The 16,442-nt window shown below is 60.6% G+C and carries 12 protein-coding genes; 4 read left to right on the top strand and 8 right to left on the bottom strand.

The genetic code is table 11. The features are described from left to right. Positions 1 to 61: 61 nt before the first annotated feature. The 4 genes from L6963_RS04870 to ispG form a co-directional block, all read right to left on the bottom strand. Entirely contained in the window at positions 62 to 1,861 is a 1,800-nt protein-coding gene (locus L6963_RS04870; RefSeq protein WP_237206774.1) for a proline--tRNA ligase, read from the bottom strand. Between the two features lie 200 nt (positions 1,862 to 2,061). Then, on the bottom strand, positions 2,062 to 3,810 hold the full coding sequence (locus L6963_RS04865; protein WP_237206773.1) for a hypothetical protein: 1,749 nt from the start codon (positions 3,808 to 3,810) through the stop codon (positions 2,062 to 2,064). A 175-nt stretch (positions 3,811 to 3,985) separates the two neighbouring features. Next, entirely contained in the window at positions 3,986 to 5,179 is a 1,194-nt protein-coding gene (locus L6963_RS04860) for a GNAT family N-acetyltransferase (RefSeq protein ID WP_237206772.1), read from the bottom strand. 21 nt (positions 5,180 to 5,200) lie between these two features. Beyond that, positions 5,201 to 6,364: a flavodoxin-dependent (E)-4-hydroxy-3-methylbut-2-enyl-diphosphate synthase gene (gene ispG / locus L6963_RS04855; protein ID WP_237206891.1), complete on the bottom strand. Its 1,164-nt coding sequence runs from the start codon at positions 6,362 to 6,364 to the stop codon at positions 5,201 to 5,203. 273 nt (positions 6,365 to 6,637) lie between these two features. On the opposite strand from ispG, the gene L6963_RS04850 reads away from it, so the two are divergent. Further along, complete coding sequence (locus L6963_RS04850; protein ID WP_237206771.1) at positions 6,638 to 7,327, top strand: DUF3800 domain-containing protein; 690 nt, start codon at positions 6,638 to 6,640, stop codon at positions 7,325 to 7,327. A 221-nt stretch (positions 7,328 to 7,548) separates the two neighbouring features. On the opposite strand, the gene L6963_RS04845 is transcribed toward L6963_RS04850, so the two are convergent. Next, positions 7,549 to 8,895 carry a M50 family metallopeptidase gene (locus L6963_RS04845; RefSeq protein ID WP_237209118.1) on the bottom strand — a complete coding sequence of 449 codons (1,347 nt, stop codon included), beginning with the start codon at positions 8,893 to 8,895 and terminating at the stop codon, positions 7,549 to 7,551. Between the two features lie 425 nt (positions 8,896 to 9,320). On the opposite strand from L6963_RS04845, the gene L6963_RS04840 reads away from it, so the two are divergent. The 3 genes from L6963_RS04840 to pflA all read left to right on the top strand — a co-directional run bounded on the left by L6963_RS04840 (position 9,321) and on the right by pflA (position 12,739). Then, positions 9,321 to 11,438: a pyruvate formate lyase family protein gene (locus L6963_RS04840; RefSeq protein WP_237197279.1), complete on the top strand. Its 2,118-nt coding sequence runs from the start codon at positions 9,321 to 9,323 to the stop codon at positions 11,436 to 11,438. Positions 11,439 to 11,596: 158 nt separating this feature from the next. Continuing rightward, positions 11,597 to 11,848, top strand: a complete 252-nt coding sequence (grcA2, locus tag L6963_RS04835; protein WP_083093496.1) for an autonomous glycyl radical cofactor GrcA2 — start codon at positions 11,597 to 11,599, stop codon at positions 11,846 to 11,848. A gap of 9 nt (positions 11,849 to 11,857) precedes the next feature. Further along, positions 11,858 to 12,739 carry a pyruvate formate-lyase-activating protein gene (gene pflA, locus L6963_RS04830; RefSeq protein WP_237205497.1) on the top strand — a complete coding sequence of 294 codons (882 nt, stop codon included), beginning with the start codon at positions 11,858 to 11,860 and terminating at the stop codon, positions 12,737 to 12,739. A 115-nt stretch (positions 12,740 to 12,854) separates the two neighbouring features. Here pflA and dxr read toward each other — a convergent pair whose 3' ends face one another. The 3 genes from dxr to L6963_RS04815 all read right to left on the bottom strand — a co-directional run bounded on the left by dxr (position 12,855) and on the right by L6963_RS04815 (position 16,261). After that, complete coding sequence (gene dxr, locus L6963_RS04825; protein ID WP_237206769.1) at positions 12,855 to 14,159, bottom strand: 1-deoxy-D-xylulose-5-phosphate reductoisomerase; 1,305 nt, start codon at positions 14,157 to 14,159, stop codon at positions 12,855 to 12,857. Between the two features lie 4 nt (positions 14,160 to 14,163). After that, on the bottom strand, positions 14,164 to 14,319 hold the full coding sequence (locus L6963_RS04820) for a hypothetical protein (RefSeq protein WP_237206768.1): 156 nt from the start codon (positions 14,317 to 14,319) through the stop codon (positions 14,164 to 14,166). A gap of 91 nt (positions 14,320 to 14,410) precedes the next feature. Then, a complete protein-coding gene (locus L6963_RS04815; protein WP_237206767.1) occupies positions 14,411 to 16,261 on the bottom strand; it encodes an ABC transporter ATP-binding protein in 1,851 nt (616 codons plus the stop codon). Positions 16,262 to 16,442: the final 181 nt, after the last annotated feature.

Below are 16,442 nucleotides of genomic sequence, written 5' to 3'. Positions count from 1 at the left end.
AGTCAGAAATGACCAGCTCGTTGGTGGTCTTTTCTGACTCAGATGGTACCTACTGCGGGTATTAGCCCTGAATCTCAGCCAGCAGCTCGGTCACGGCGTCCGCTACAGCAACCTCGCGGGCTTCGCCGCTGCGGCGGTCCTTGATTTCAACCTTGCCCTCGGCAAAGCCGCGGCCGACCACCACGATAGTGGGCACGCCCAGCAGCTCAGCGTCGCCGAACTTCACACCGGGAGATACCTTGGGGCGGTCATCGAACATGACGTCAAGCCCGGCAGCTTCAAGGTCAGCAACCAGCTTTTCTGCGCCCTCAGCGATCTCGCTGCCCTTACCGGTCATCACCACGTGAACATCGGCCGGGGCCAGGTTACGGGGCCAGATCAGGCCCTTATCATCGTGGTTGCCCTCGGCGATGGCGGCCAGGGCGCGGGTCACGCCCACACCGTAGGAGCCCATAGTGACGGTCTGCAGCTTGCCGTTCTGGTCCAGCACCTTCAAGCCCAGGGCTTCTGCGTACTTGCGGCCCAGGGCGAAGATGTGGCCCATCTCGATGCCGCGGGCTGCAATCAGGGGGCCGGAGCCGTCCGGAGCGGGGTCGCCCTCGCGCACCTCGCAGGCCTCGATCACGCCGTCAGCCTCAAAGTCGCGACCCAGCACCAGGTCATAGACATGCTTCTGATCTTCGTTCGCACCGGTAATCCAGGCAGAGCCCTCAACCACGCGGGGGTCAACAAAGTAGGGAATACCGGTAGCTGACTCAGTGCCTAGGAGCTTCTCGGTCAGGGTCAGGCCGGGGCCGATGTAGCCCTTGACCAGCTGCGGGAACTTCTTGAAGTCCTCTTCGCTGGCAGCTTCAACCTCAACCTCGCCGCCAACGCCCAGCAGGGCGCCAACGTTGACCTCGACGCGGCCCAGGTCAACGGCACGGTCGCCGGGCACACCAATGGCAACCAGCTGACGGCTGCCGTCGGGCAGGATAACAGCCAGCACCACGTTCTTCAGGGTGTCGGCGGCAGTCCAGGGCTCACCCTCGCGCGGGTGCAGGGCGTTGGACTGGTCAACTAGGGTTTCAATGGTCGGTGAGTCGGGGGTCAGCTCAACGCGGGCAGCGGGGGTGGCTGACGCATCTACGGGCTCGGGCACCACAGTGGTGACGGCCTCAACGTTAGCCGCGTAGCCGCCCTCGGAGCGCACGAAGGTGTCTTCACCAATCGGGGTGGGGTGCAGGAACTCTTCGGAGCGGGAGCCGCCCATAGCACCCGACTGTGCCTGGACGATAGCGATCTCAAGACCCAGGCGCTCAAAAATCTTGATGTAGGCGGCACGGTGGGCCTGGTAGGCCTCTTCCAGGCCCTCATCATCGACGTTGAAGGAGTAGGAGTCCTTCATGATGAACTCGCGGCCGCGCAGCAGGCCGGCGCGGGGGCGGGCTTCATCGCGGTACTTGGTCTGAATCTGGTAGAGGTAAACCGGCAGGTCCTTGTAGGAGGTGTAGAGGTCCTTGACCAGCAGGGTGAACATTTCCTCGTGGGTGGGAGCCAGCAGCATGTCTGCGCCCTTACGGTCCTGCAGGCGGAAGAGGTTGTCGCCGTATTCTTCCCAGCGGTTGGTCGCTTCGTAGGGTTCGCGGGGCAGCAAGGCCGGGAAGTGAACTTCCTGGGCACCGATCGCGTTCATTTCTTCGCGCACGATGTTCTCGATCTTGCCCAGCACCTTCAGGCCCAGAGGCAGCCAGGTGTAGACGCCGGGGGCGGCACGGCGGATGTAGCCGGCACGTACCAGGAGCTTGTGGCTTGCGACTTCGGCGTCGACGGGGTCTTCACGCAGGGTGCGCAGGAACAGGTGGGACAGGCGCTGGACCAAGTGGTTTCTCGCTTCTCTCGTACGGGGGCCCGTTCACCGACCGTGCAGGCCGGGGTGGGCATACTTATCTACCAGTTTACCGCCAACCGGCGGGGTGTGTACCCCGCCTTAAAGAGAGGACGCCGGCCCCCACTCCCCTGCCCTTGGGCAGGTAGGTGGGCACCGGCGTCCGCGCAGAAAAATCTGCTCAGCCTAGGGGCTTAGAGACCCAGGGCGGTGTACCAAGCCAGCTTGGCCTGGCCCAGGTCGTTGAGCTCGGCGTTCATGAAAGCGGTGCCCTTGGTCCAGACCAGGGTGCCGCCTTCGAACTGCTGGGTCACAATGGTGGTGCCGTTAGCGGTTGCTTCGGTTGCTTCAGCAACGGGGGCACCGAGCATGGTCATCTCGTTCCAGATGTTCCAGTTACCGCCGGCTGCCCAGTCGTTGTAGGAGGAGAAACGGCCGCGGTCGGAGAGGTTGAGCGCCTCGGTCAGGGCTGAGGACTCAACGGGCTTAGCACCTGCCAGGGGCTTACCCTGGGCGTCAGCCTTGATGTAGACAACCTTGTTGGCGTCTACGCGAAGCTCGAGAACCTGCTGCAGGGGAATGTACTTAGCAGCTGACCAGTCGTAGGTGGTGTCGATCTCGGTGCCGGTAGCGGTGCGGTCCATCAGACCCGCACCCCAGGTGACGGGAGAGGCGGTGGTCTGGTTGTCCCAGTTGATGCAGGTACCGTAGTCGTCGTACTGGATGAAGTAGTGGGAGATTACCGCGGTGCCGGTGGAGTACAGGGCGTAGCCGTGGTCATCCCAGGTGACGGGGGTTGAGCAGTTCTCAGCGGTGGTGTTGTAGAAGAGGGCACGCAGTTCGAGGGCACCGGTCTTCCAGTGCTTGGTGTACTCGTTCTGGTAGAGGTAGATGCCGTACTGGCCGGGGTTGGCCAGGTAGGAGGCAAGCGCGTCGGTGTTGATCATCAGCGCGCGGTCCTGGGCGATGGAGTAGATCGCAGAGACGTTGCCACCGAAGTTCTGGGTTACCAGGTCAGCGGTTGCCTTGGTCAGTTCACCGCCGGTTTCGGCAACGGCTACGCCGTTAGCAGCAGCAACCGCGCGGGCGTCAGCAATCTTGTTGGCGGCATCGCCGAAGTTGGTGTCTGCGGGGGTCTCGGGCTCAGCAGGGGTTTCGGGTTCGGCAGGAGTCTCGGGAGCTACGGGCTCAGCGGGAACCTCGGGTGCAACCGGGGTCTCGGGCTCAGCGGGAGTCTCAGGAGCTACGGGCTCAGCGGGAGTCTCGGGTGCAACCGGGGTCTCGGGCTCAGCGGGAGTCTCAGGAGCTACAGGCTCAGCGGGAGTCTCAGGAGCTACAGGCTCAGCAGGGACCTCAGGGGCAACCGGGGTCTCGGGTTCAGCGGGTGTCTCGGGTGCGACAGGTTCTGCCGGGGCCTCAGGCAGGACGGGGGTGGTTTCAACAACGGCGTTGTTGGTGAAGCAGGCGCGGGTCTTGGAACGCTCTGCCTGCCAGCTCTTGGCCTCAGCAGAGTTGAGGTTGATGTAGGAACCAGCCTGGGTCTTTTCATCCAGCACAACGAGCCAGCGGGTCTTGCCGTCGTGGGTGGTGATGGACAGGCCACAGTGGCTGTGCTTCCAGGGGGCTGACTCAGCATTGCCGAACTTCTCAGCACCACCGGCCTTCATGAAGGCTTCGCCGGCCGCGCCGGTAACTGCCTGCACACCGCCGTACTTGCCCTGGGTGACAACACCGTTTTCAAAGGTCTGCTGGGTGGAGCCGTTGGCGAAGGTCTGCTGTTCGCCGGTTGCTGCGCCGAGAACGTCCTTGTTCTTTTCCCAGTATGCGCCGATGGGGGTGGTGGTATCTACGGTCACGGCTTCTGCGGCGAAGGCGCCGGGCGCCATGGTCAGTGAGAGACCGAGGAGAGTGGATACGCCAAGAGGTGTACGGAGGCTCTTCAATGCTTTCCCTAAAAGTTTGTGGTGATCAAGTGCTCTGCGCCTGAAAAGGGTGGGTGGGGTTTCAGACCTGCGATGCAGAGTAAAAAGTGTGCACTCTCAAAACTACCAGCTTGCATTCAGGTAAAAAACCGCCCCTTTGGGGGACAAATGTGGTCCCACTGGGGGATATGTCTGTTTAAAACAGGACGGTTGCGAAGGTTGAGTGCTGCTGCCAGCCCGTTGCGGCGTAGAGGGCGCGGGCGGGGGCGTTGTAGTCATTGACGTAGAGAGAAAGGTGGGGAAAGCGCTGGCGAATGAGGTGGCAGGCTTGAGCCAGGAGCACGGGGGCTAGGCGCTGGCCGCGATAGGCAGGGTGTAGCCATACCCCCTGTAGCTGGCAGGTAGAGTCGTGGGCAAGACCCAGGTCAGTTTTAAAAATGACCACGTTCTCGCTGTTGACGGCCACCAGGGTGCGGCCGGTACGGGTGAGTTCGTCGATACGGCGGGTGTAGCCTGCGGGGTCACGCGTCATGGGGTCGTAGCCGACTTCTTCGGTGAACATAGCGACGGACGCCCGCAGCAGGCTGGGTCTGTCGTCGGTTCGGGCCCAGCGCACCGGCTCTGTGATGGCGGGGGCGCCCAGTGCCGGGCGGGTGAGAGGAGCGCGGACGAGCTCACTCAGGTCTGCTGTTGGCGGCAGCTCAAGCAGAGGTTGGTTTTCTCGCACGTCAAAGGGGGTGGGCATACGGGAAGCCAGGTGGAACCAGATTCCCATGACCGGTTCGCGATGACCAAAGATAGAGCCAATGCGCCGGTTGTGCCTCCAAATATAGGCCGCCACCTGGCGCTGGTAGGGCTCGGGTACGGTCAGCGGTACGCAGTTAGCTCCCAACCAGAAGGCACCAACCAGGCAGTAGCGGGGTTCGGCAGGCCCCGATAGAGGCGCGGACGCCGGAGCCAAGGTCTCTGCCAGCCCAGGCATGGCAGCGCGTGGGGCGGTAGCCTCCTCAGCAAAGTGGGCTCCAGCTGAACTGCCCACTTTGGTAGCAGCTTTCGCAAGTAGCCCCTCTAGGGCAGAACGCACACGACCAGGTAGTCTCTCCCCCACGGTTTCGGTAAGGTGTGCGCTCGAGCTGGCGGGGGCGTCCTTGCTTCCCCATTCCCCGGGGAGATCTCGGGGGGCAAAAATTCCCATGAAACCGTGCGGAGTTTTGAGCGAGGTTAGGGCACTAGGGGCAGGTAGGCCAAAGTGATGCAGGTGTTCTGCGGCAAAGAGAAAGCCCACCGGGTCCGAGGCAATCATGGTTTCAAGTTCCGCCCGGTCATCATTGGTGAGGGGGCGGATAAGGGCATCTTCTGCCCCGCGGGAGAAACGTGAAAAGACAGTCACGGTGGGCTTTGCCTAAGCTACTTAGGAAACGGAGACGATGGGTTCGCCAGAGAGGTCGATTTCGCCGCGTTCTTCCATCTCGCGGGCGATGCGGTTTGCCTCTTCAATCAGGGTCTGCACGATGTCTTCTTCGGGCACGGTCTTGATAACCTCGCCCTTGACGAAAATCTGGCCCTTACCGTTACCCGAAGCTACACCCAGGTCGGCTTCACGGGCTTCACCGGGGCCGTTGACAACGCAGCCCATGACGGCCACGCGCAGGGGCACCTTCATGCCTTCCAGGCCCTTGGTGACGTTTTCTGCCAGTTCCCACACGTTCACCTGGGCACGACCGCAGGAGGGGCAGGAAACAATATCGAGCTTGCGGGGGCGCAGGTTCAGGGACTCAAGAATCTGGGAGCCGACCTTGACTTCTTCCACCGGAGGAGCTGAGAGGGAAACGCGGATGGTATCGCCAATACCCTCAGAGAGCAGGGCGCCGAAGGCGGTCGCAGACTTGATGGTTCCCTGGAAGGCAGGGCCTGCTTCGGTCACACCCAGGTGCAGGGGCCAATCCCCTGCGGCAGCCAGCTGGCGGTAGGCTTCAACCATAATGACGGGGTCGTTGTGCTTGACCGAAATCTTGAAATCCTGAAAGCCGTGCTCTTCAAAGAGGGAGGCTTCCCAGACAGCTGACTCAACCAGAGCCTCAGGGGTGGCCTTACCGTACTTTTCCAGCAGGCGCTTATCGAGCGATCCGGCGTTCACACCAATGCGGATAGAGGTGCCGTGGTCCTTAGCGGCTGCCGCGATTTCTTTGACCTGGTCATCGAACTTACGGATGTTACCGGGGTTTACGCGCACAGCGCCACAGCCAGCCTCGATGGCGGCAAAGACGTACTTGGGCTGGAAGTGAATATCGGCAATCACGGGAATCTGGGACTGCTTAGCGATAATGGGCAGGGCTTCTGCGTCCTTATCGGTAGGGCAGGCAACGCGCACGATATCGCAACCGGCAGCCGTTAGCTCGGCAATCTGCTGCAGGGTCGCACCGATGTCGTGGGTTTTAGTGGTGGTCATGGACTGCACCGAAATAGGAGATTCTGAGCCAACGCCTACGCTACCGACCTTAAACTGGCGGGTTTTACGGCGCGGGGCCAAAACGGGCGGCGGAGCAGCGGGCATTCCAAGGGCGACCGAGGTCAAATCTTCCTCCAAAGGTTCTTTGGCGGTGCGGTCAATGCGCACCTGTTCAACTATCTATTGTGCCACGCTTCAGCTCAAAGAGCGGTTGAGGTAAAGCACACAGCAGAGAGGCTGCTTAGGCCAAAGGGCAGAAAGGGAAGCCAGTCCACGCTGAAATCGCAATCTAGCAATACCAACTTAAAGTCATCGAACATAAATTCTATTATATGGTTATATAAGACATATATTCGATACTTCGTTGGAGGTGCTTTGCACGCTGGGTCAGAGGCGAAAATGATTTATATCGATGATTCTGGGCGCCCGCAGTCTGGGTTAGTCGTTTATGGATGGATTGAGTTTTCGCAATATGAATGGCATGCCGTCATGAGATCCTGGCTAGACTTCAGAAAGCGTCTTTGGCGTCAATACAAAATTCCAGTTGATAAAGAACTCCACACTACTGAATTCGCCAACGGTCGTGGCGACCTGTCGAAAAGGTTTCCCGACGAATTCCGAGGTCCAGACGGAACACCCTACAAAAAAGACTTCGGAAAGTTCATTGCTCAAGAATGTCTTCTACAAATTTCTAGTATCCGTGGCGTTCGCGTAGGAGCCTGCTACCGCCGGGGTAAGCCAGAAGATTTTGCCCAAACTAGAACCGACCTATACAGGCTGCTTGTAGCAGATATTGATGGTCAGCTAAAGATTGATAATTCGCTTGGGCAAATCTACCTAGATGGTGAAGATGATATGTATCGCCACATACATAGAGAGCTGAAGCTACAGGACAGAAACATCATCGAAGACCCGGTAATGCTGAGTTCCAAAGATTCTCAACTAATTCAGATGGCTGATTTGGTAGCCTGGAGTGCCTATAGCGCTATCAACCGGCATGAAAGTCAAGAGTTTGCCTGGGACTGGTACCAAGACTATCTAGCGGCAAGAGACCCACGGAGGGCCCCTATCCAGTTACTAGAGCGTTAAACAGCTAGATCCCCTGGTTCTCCACGTACGGGAGAGGGGATCCGCACTACCAACTTTATGCCGCGCGGTAATAATTTTCAAGTGCGAGCGCTACAACAAGCCAGCTATCAACTAGCTGAGCTTGTGAGGCTAGCATCAATAAACCGCGAGCGCCCCGGCGCGAGCTCAAGAAGGTTAGTCGGCTAGTGGGCGTCCCCACCCCGCAGCGTCCGTTCTAGACCCTACAAAATACTCACCGGCTTGAAGATGTCAGCAGCCACCAGGATCACGGTCATCAGCAAGAAAGCACCAGCGACCAGGTAGGTCAGGGGTAGCAGCTTGACGGGGTCGAAGGGGCCGGGGTCGCGGCGTCCGAGCAGTTTGGCGGTCTTGCGGCGGAAGCCCTCCCAGAGGGCGCCCAGAACGTGCCCGCCGTCGAGGGGCAGTAGGGGGATGAGGTTGAAGGCAAAGAGCATGAGGTTCATCTGGGCAACCAGGGACACCAGGGAGGCTGCCTTATCGCGCAGAATAATCTGGTCGTGGGCGGCAATTTCACCGGCGATGCGCCCCACACCCACAACTGAGACCGGGCTGTTGGCGTCGCGCTCGCCGTTGGTGACCAGGGTGACGGCTACCCCGTAGACGCGGGCGGGCAGCTTGATCAGGGTGGCTCCAATACGCTGTAGCGACTCCCCTACTGTCGGCAGCACCTCGCCAATGGTTCCGGGGGTTAGTTCACTGGTGGGGCCGATGCCGATGAAGCCGACTTCCTGGGTCTGGTAGCTTCCGTCGGAGTTGGTGAGGTAGGTTCCGGTGAGTTCATCGTAGATAGGGCGCACGGTCAGCATGGGGGTGATGGTCAGCTCTAGGCTCTGCCCATTGCGTTCTACGGTGAGGGGCACCTCGGTATCGGCGTTAGTGCGAATGAGCTCGGTCAGCTGGTCCCAGCTGGTAATGGCCTGCCCGGCAAAGACAGTGATGGTATCCCCCGGTTGCAGGCCCGCTGCGTTGGCGGGTGACTGGGGGTCTTCAACCCCGCATTCGGTGGAGTTGGCTGTGTTGGCGGTGGTGGAGTCCACGGTTTGCACGCACTGGGCAACGGTCTGGACGCTGGTGGTCGGCTGGTAGGAGCCAAAACCGGTAACCAGCACCATGGTTGCCAGCACACCGATGAGCAGGTTCATGAAAGGCCCACCCAGCATAATGATGATGCGCTTATAGACCGGTAGCTGGTAGAAAAGCCTACCCTGGTCTGCCTCGGTAATACGTTCAGCGTCCACCGCCCGTGCTTCGCGGGCAAGCTGCTGTAGGGGGCTGGTGCCGCCGGCGCGCCCGTCCGTTCCGTCTTTGCCGGGCGGGTACATGCCAATCATGGAGATGTAGCCGCCCAGGGGCAGGGCCTTGAAGCCGTATTCGGTTTCCCCGCGCCGCCAAGAGAAAATCGTCTTGCCAAAGCCAATCATGTACTGGGGTACGCGCACACCAAAGAGTTTGGCGGGCACCAGGTGCCCCAGCTCGTGCAGGGCAATAGATGCGGCGATAGCCAGGGCCATCAGCCCTACACCGATGATGAACAGTAGGACGGTCACGCGGGGGTGCTCCTTGTAGATGCGGCGCCCGGGGGTGCTTGGGCAGGTCATCTGCCAGAGTACGCTATGGGGCTGGGAGCTGTCCCCTTACTGGGCCTTAGAATTTGCCCACAAAGGGGTAGGGCAGGTGGGTCTTTGAGGTGGTTTTTACCTTTACTTTTGAGTCAAAAAAGCCTTTACGTCACAAAGTGTTAAAGAAGGGTTTTCTCTGCCTCATTCGGGCAGGGGGCAGGTGCCCCACAAGGGGCCATAAGCCCAGAATAGTCGCCTTGACATGGAAAAATACTACACAATAGTACACATTGGCGTTTTTAAGCATTTACCATACCTATTTTGTTTCACCGGGCAAACTAGGCACAATAGAAGGAGAAAGCGCGCCACCTCAGCAGAGGCGCCACCCTATCACTTCACGAGGAGCACTCATCATGACTGCACAGGTTGAAGCCCCCACTACGGGAGTCTTTGTCAACGAACAATCCACCGCCGCCTGGGAAGGTTTCACCCCCGGCCCCTGGCAAGACAGCATCGACGTGCGCGGCTTCGTCCTTGCAAACTACACCCCCTACGAAGGCGACGCCGCCTTCCTCGCCGGGCCCACCGACAAGACCCTGCGCGTCTGGGACACCCTCGAAAAGAACTACCTCTCCGTCGAACGCAAAAACCGCGTCTACGACGTAGACACCCACACCCCCGCAGAAATCGACGCATTCCCCGCAGGCTACATCTCAGACGACGACAACGTCATCGTCGGCCTCCAAACCGACGTCCCCCTCAAGCGCGCCATGATGCCCAACGGCGGCTGGCGCATGGTCGAAACCGCAATCCGCGAAGCCGGTAAAGAACCCGACGAAAACATCAAGAAAATCTTCACCGAATACCGCAAGACCCACAACGACGCAGTCTTCGACATCTACACCCCCCGCATCCGCGCGGCCCGCTCCTCCCACATCATCACCGGCCTACCCGACGCCTACGGCCGCGGCCGCATCATCGGTGACTACCGCCGCGTAGCCCTCTACGGCGTCGACAATCTCATCGCCGACAAAGAACGCGCCAAGCACGCCGTTGCCGATCAAGGCTTCTCAGAGCACTGGGCCCGCTACCGCGAAGAGCACTCCGAACAGATCAAGGCCCTGAAGCGCCTCAAGAAGATGGCGGCCCTCTACGGCTTCGATATCTCCGGCCCCGCCCGCACCGCCCAGGAAGCCGTGCAGTGGACCTACTTCGCCTACCTGGCCTCCGTCAAGTCCCAGGACGGCGCCGCCATGTCCATCGGCCGCCTCTCAGGCTTCCTCGACGTCTACTTCGAACGCGACCTCGCAGCCGGCCTCATCACCGAAACCGACGCCCAGGAAATGATCGACGCCCTCGTCATCAAACTCCGCATCGTCCGCTTCCTACGCACCATCGACTACGACCAGATCTTCTCAGGCGACCCCTACTGGGCCACCTGGTCAGACGGCGGCTTCGCCGACGACGGCCGCACCCTCGTCACCAAAACCTCCTTCCGCCTCCTGCAGACCCTCCGCAACCTAGGCCCCGCCCCCGAACCCAACATCACCATCTTCTGGGACGAAAACCTACCCACCGGCTACAAGGAATTCTGCTCCGCCATCTCCATCGAAACCTCCTCCATCCAGTACGAATCCGACCCCCAGATTCGTGAACAGTGGGGCGACGACGTCGCCATCGCCTGCTGCGTCTCCCCCATGAAAATCGGCAAGCAGATGCAGTTCTTCGGCGCCCGCGTCAACGCAGCCAAAGCCCTGCTTTACGCTATCAACGGCGGCCGCGACGAAATGACCGGTAAACTCATCGTCGAAGGCTACGAACCCATCAAGGGCGACGGCCCCCTCGACTTCGACGAAGTCTGGCTCAAGTACGAAGAGATGCTCGACTGGGTCATCGCCACCTACGTTGAAGCCCTCAACATCATCCACTACAGCCACGACAAGTACGCCTACGAATCCATCGAAATGGCCCTCCACGACTCAGACATCATCCGAGCCATGGGCTGCGGCATCGCCGGCCTCTCCATCGTCGCCGACTCCCTTGCCGCCATCAAGTACGCCACCGTCACCCCCGTCCGCGACGAAACCGGCCTCATCGTCGACTACATCACCGAAGGCGACTTCCCCGCCTACGGTAACGACGACGACCGCGCCGACGACATCGCCGCCACCATCGTCCACACCGTCATGGAAAAAATCAAGGCCATCCCCCTCTACCGCGACGCCATCCCCACCCAGTCGGTGCTAACCATCACCTCCAACGTGGTCTACGGCAAGGCAACCGGTAACTTCCCCTCCGGCCACCGCGCAGGCACCCCCTTCTCCCCCGGCGCCAACCCCGAAAACGGCATGGACACCCACGGCATGGTCGCCTCCATGCTCTCGGTCGGCAAGCTGGACTACGAAGACGCCCTCGACGGCATCTCCCTGACCAACACCATCACCCCCACCGCCCTCGGCCGCACCAAGGAAGAACAGGTCACCAACCTGGTCGGAATCTTGGACGCAGGATTCATTCCTGAAGAGGACTAAAACTACAGAACGGCTCCCCAGGTTCGCGCTCGCTGCCGACCCTCTCACCTGGTTCGCTTCGCTCACAAGGCGATTCACGCCAGCCACCGAGCCAGCAGCTTCGCCACGAGCCTGGGTTGCCGCCCTATTTCAATCAACTCACTACTAAGGAGAACATCATGGCCGTCAAGACCTACGAAGAGCGCCTCGCTTCCATGAAGGCAAACCGCGCCAACAAGACCGCCCCCAAGGGCCTCTACCACGCCAACATCAACGTCCTCAACCGCGAAACCCTTGAGGACGCCATGGAGAACCCCGACAAGTACCCCAACCTGACCGTCCGCGTCTCGGGCTACGCCGTCAACTTCGTGCGCCTCACCCGCGAGCAGCAGCTCGACGTACTCTCACGCACCTTCCACCACGGAGCCTAGTGATTCTTCATGTCACTTGATATCTCTCACGAGATAACCGATACCGCCGGCGAGCTAGCATTTGCTCCGCCGGCGGACCGGCATTCCGGGGCAGGCACCTGGGGCCTCGGCGAACTCACCGAACTCGAACGCTCCGCCCAACTCAAACTCATGCGCGAAGGGCAACTCGGCTCCGTCCACTCCTGGGAACTGGTCACCGCCGTCGACGGGCCAGGCACCCGCATGACCATCTTCATGAACGGCTGCCCCCTGCGCTGCCTCTACTGCCACAACCCCGACACCTTCAACATGAAGGACGGCAAACCCGTCATGGCAGCCGACCTCATCAAAAAAATCAAGCGCATGCGCAAGGTCTTCAAAGCCACCGGCGGCGGTATCACCATCTCCGGTGGCGAGGTGCTCATGCAGCGGGCTTTCGCTGAGAATATCCTCATCAGTGCCAAGTCCCTGGGGATCCATACCTGTATTGACACCTCGGGTTTCCTGGGGGCCCACGCCTCAGATGAGTTTCTCGATAATGTAGACCTGGTGCTACTCGATGTTAAATCGGGCTCTGAAGAGGTGTATCAGGCGCTCACCGGCCGGGCCCTGCAACCCACGATTGATTTTGGGGACAGGCTCTCAGCCCTCGGCAAGAAAATCTGGATCCGCTTTGTGCTGGTGCCCGGCTACACTGACGCCCCCGACAACATTGAGAAGGTAGCCGACATCGTCTGCCGCTGGCGGAATGTGGTTGAGAGGGTGGAGGTACTCCCCTTCCACCAGATGGGCACCGACAAGTGGGAGTCCCTGGGCTACGACTACAAGCTCAAGGACGTCCACCCGCCCAGCAAAGAAGCCACCGAAGCCGCCCGCGACATCTTCCGCGCCCGCGGCCTCACCGTCTTCTAGACTCCATACATCAAACGATGACCCCCTCGCTTCTCTCTTCACCCCATGGATTATCTCAGGGTGAAGAGAGAAACAAGGGGGTCATCTCTTTAGATACGCCTACGCAGGGGTAGGTCTATGCCTGCCCCAGAATCTCGTTGGCACGGGTGCGGGCCCAGGCTTCTGCCTCAAGCACCGCTTCCAGAGTCAGAGAACCTGACTCGGCCAGGGCCGAAGAACTCGCGTGCTCATCGAGCACCCGGCCGGTTGCCTCAATCATGTCGGTAAAACGAATAGCACCGGCGTGGAAGGCCGCCACCGCCTCCTCATTAGCAGCGTTAAAGACCGCCGGGAAGGTACCGCCCCGCTGGCCCGCCCGCTTAATCATCTCCACCGCCGGGAAGGCCTTATTATCCAGGGGCTCGAAGGTCCACTCGCTCGCCTGCGACCAGTCACAGGGCTGAGCGATACCCGGAATCCGGTGGGGCCAGGTTAGCCCTAAGGCAATGGGCAGCAACATGGTAGGCGGGGAGGCCTGGGCCAGGGTGGAGCCGTCCACAAACTGCACCATAGAATGAACCACCGACTGGCGGTGGACGGTGACGTCGATACGGTCCAGGTCAATGCCGAAGAGGTGGTGGGCCTCCAGCACCTCCAGGGCCTTATTGACCATAGAAGCCGAGTTAGTGGTCACCACCAGGCCCATATCCCAGGTGGGGTGGGCCAGGGCCTGGGCCGGGGTGACCTCCCGCAGCTGCTCGTAGGTCATGCCCCTAAAGGGCCCACCCGAGGCGGTCAGCACCAGCCGGTCAATCTCCCGGTCGGTACCCGAGGCCAGGGCCTGGGCCAGGGCCGAGTGCTCAGAATCCACCGGGATCATGGGCTGGTCCAGAGGCGAAGCGTCCACGGCAGCCTTGACCAGCTCACCACCGGCAATAAGGGATTCCTTGTTCGCCAGTGCCACCTGGGAACCGGCGTGCAGGGCAGCCAGAGTGGGTTCCAGGCCGATGGAGCCGGTGATGCCGTTGAGCACAACGTCCGCCCCGGCGCGGGCTGCGGCGGTGGCGGCGTCCTTGCCCCACTCAATCTGGGGGCTGTAGCCCGGTGCCAGCTCAGCCAGCAGCGAGCGCAGGGTGGCGGCGTCCGCTTCGGTGCCGCTGGTAGCGACCAGGTGCGGACGCAGGCGGGCGGCCTGCTCTGCCAGAAGGGGCAGGGAGCGGGAGCCGGCTGAGAGGGCGGTGACGCGCACGGGAGCGTCGTCGCTACCTGTGGAGGTTCCTGCCAGGGAGTTGAGGTGGTCGATGACCTGCACGCCCTGGGTGCCGATGGACCCGGTGGAGCCGAGCAGGGTGACCGTCCGCCCACCGTGCAGGAAGTCCGCTAGCTGGTCGGTGAGGGTTTCGCGGGAGGCGCCAAAGCGCTGAGTTGAGCCAAATCGCATGATTCTATTTTCCGGTAAGGTGTCGGGCCGGTCCTAGCAAAATCGTCCAGGAGCGACGGGCGGGATCGGTTGTCAGGTAGCGGTAGCCCCAAAAGGCGAAGTGCCCGGCGGTGGCAAGGGCCAGCCCACTGGCTAAGGTGGTGAGGGTGGTTTTCTTCATACCTTAAGTTTTACACCCCGGTAGGTACCATCTAGGTCAGAAAAACCCACCTAGTTGATGGTCATTTCTGACCTAGATGGTACCTACCCTGCTAGCCGACGATGTCGAAGCTCTGCAGCTTCTTCTTGCTAGCCTTACCGCCGCTATTCTGCAGGCCCAGCAATTCGGCATAGATACCGCCGGAGGCCGCCAGCTCAGCAGGGCTGCCCACCTCGTCAATCCGCCCCTCCTTGAGGGTGACGATACGGTCCACCGTTGCGATGGTCGAGAGACGGTGGGCAATGATGAGGGAGGTTCGGCCCTCCATCAGCTCTTCCAGTCCCTTCTGTACAGCCCGCTCGGCCTTAGTGTCCAGGGCGCTGGTAGCCTCGTCAAGAATTAGAATCGGAGCGTCCTTGAGCATGGCCCGGGCAATAGCAATACGCTGCTTCTGGCCGCCTGAGAGCTTCAGGCCGCGCTCGCCGATGAGCGACTCGTAGCCGTCCGCAAACTTCGAGATGAAATCGTGGGCGTTCGCCTTAGTGGCGGCCTCGATGATTTGCTCCCGGGTAGCGTCGGGGCGGCCGTAGGCAATATTCTCGGCAATGGTACCCGAGAAGAGTGAGGCGTCCTGGAAGACCATGCCGATCAGCGAGCGTACCTTGGCCAGATCGCTACCGGCAATATCCATGCCGTCCACCAGCACGCGGCCTTCGCGCGGGTCATAGAGACCTTCGAGTAGGGCCATGAGGGTTGATTTCCCCCCGCCGGACTCCCCCACAAAGGCAATACGCTCACCGCGATTCACCGCCAGATTAATCCCGTGCAGCACATCTGCTTCGCCCTCATAGCCAAAGGTCACGCCCTCAAAGCGGACGAGTTCGGCCCCGGGTTCAGCGGTGAGGCTGGCGGCAGCGGCGTCAGTAGCGGTTTTTGTAGCGGAGTCCGGACGCACCCCGGCAGCCCCGGCGGTAATGGCCAGGGCTCGGGCGTCTGACTGCCGTTCCATGACCTCGAAGTAGTCCTTAGAACCGGCAATAGCGCGCTGGGCGGTGTCGACAATCCAGGAGAGCGAATTGATGGGAGCTACCGCCATGGCCAGAAGCTGAATGAGCAGCACCATGTCGCCGATGGTGAAGTCCCCGGCCAGGGTGCGCAGGAAAATCAGCAGGTAGAGGGCGAAGAAGATGAGGTTGAGGAAGGAGAGGCGGGCAACGTCCATAGTGTGCCAGAACTTAGACTGGGCGCGGGTGAGCCCGATGGTCTTTTCGAAACGGCCACCGAAATCAGTGAGTTCTCGGCGCTCGCGGCCGAAGGACTTTACTACGCGAATCTGCCCGATAACTTCAGCAAAGCGGCCGGACGCAATGTCGATATTCTCGTTCTTCTCGCCTTCCCAGACCTGCCATTTTTCGCTGGTTTTGCTGGTGAGCCAGAAGTAGACCGGGAAGATAATAATGAGCAGCAACCCCAGGGGCCAGTAGTAGATGGAGCTAATCACAATCACCGAGACCGTGGTGAGCACCAGGGAGATGAAGGTGTTGCTCATGGTCTTCACGAAGTTGGTGACTTCGGTGATGGAGCGGTTGAGGCGGGCGATAATGGTGCCGGTCAGCTCGGTATCGAAGTAGGACAGGGGCAGGGAGAGCAGTTTCTCGTAGTAGCGCACCGACAGGATAGTACGCATGCGCTGGCTCATCACATCACCGATATAGCCCCCGATGTTAGTGGTCAGCACGCTCACCAGCTGGGCTGCCAGGTAGGCAACCGCGAACCAGGCTATGGCTGTGCCGGTGGTGGGGGCTGAACCGTTCAGGTGCCCCACAACGGCATCGGTTGCCCCCGAAATAATGAAGGGAGCCAGCAGGGAGGTTGCGCTGGTAAGTACCGCACAGATGATGATTCCTACGAAGTAGGGCCATAGCTCTTTTGTGGCTCTAACGATTCTGGCGATGCTTTTCATGAAGGTCCCTACCTGCCGGTGTTCTTGTGGTGCCCCACTACCCTACCGCCGGCGTCCGCCCACCTGGTTGAGGGAGCGGTGTTCTTTTGCACACGCGGGTAGCACAAAGCCCCGGCGGGTGTCTTGTCCTTGGGTAAGGACGGACGCCCGCCGGGGCTTGAGTGCTTAGGGCTAGGCCGCT

The organism is Rothia nasimurium (assembly GCF_928392795.1).
Lineage (GTDB): Bacteria > Actinomycetota > Actinomycetes > Actinomycetales > Micrococcaceae > Rothia > Rothia nasimurium_F.
The sequence above is the reverse complement of the archived record's forward strand: the minus strand, read 5'-3'. Positions and strand labels throughout refer to the sequence as shown.

Bases quoted from the DNA above. Each gene is read 5' to 3' on its own strand.
- L6963_RS04850 (WP_237206771.1), top strand. From the start codon at position 6,638: ATGATTTATATCGATGATTCTGGGCGCCCGCAGTCTGGGTTAGTCGTT.
- L6963_RS04840 (WP_237197279.1), top strand. From the start codon at position 9,321: ATGACTGCACAGGTTGAAGCCCCCACTACGGGAGTCTTTGTCAACGAA.
- grcA2 (WP_083093496.1), top strand. From the start codon at position 11,597: ATGGCCGTCAAGACCTACGAAGAGCGCCTCGCTTCCATGAAGGCAAAC.
- pflA (WP_237205497.1), top strand. From the start codon at position 11,858: ATGTCACTTGATATCTCTCACGAGATAACCGATACCGCCGGCGAGCTA.
- dxr (WP_237206769.1), bottom strand. From the start codon at position 14,159: ATGCGATTTGGCTCAACTCAGCGCTTTGGCGCCTCCCGCGAAACCCTC.
- L6963_RS04820 (WP_237206768.1), bottom strand. From the start codon at position 14,319: ATGAAGAAAACCACCCTCACCACCTTAGCCAGTGGGCTGGCCCTTGCC.
- L6963_RS04815 (WP_237206767.1), bottom strand. From the start codon at position 16,261: ATGAAAAGCATCGCCAGAATCGTTAGAGCCACAAAAGAGCTATGGCCC.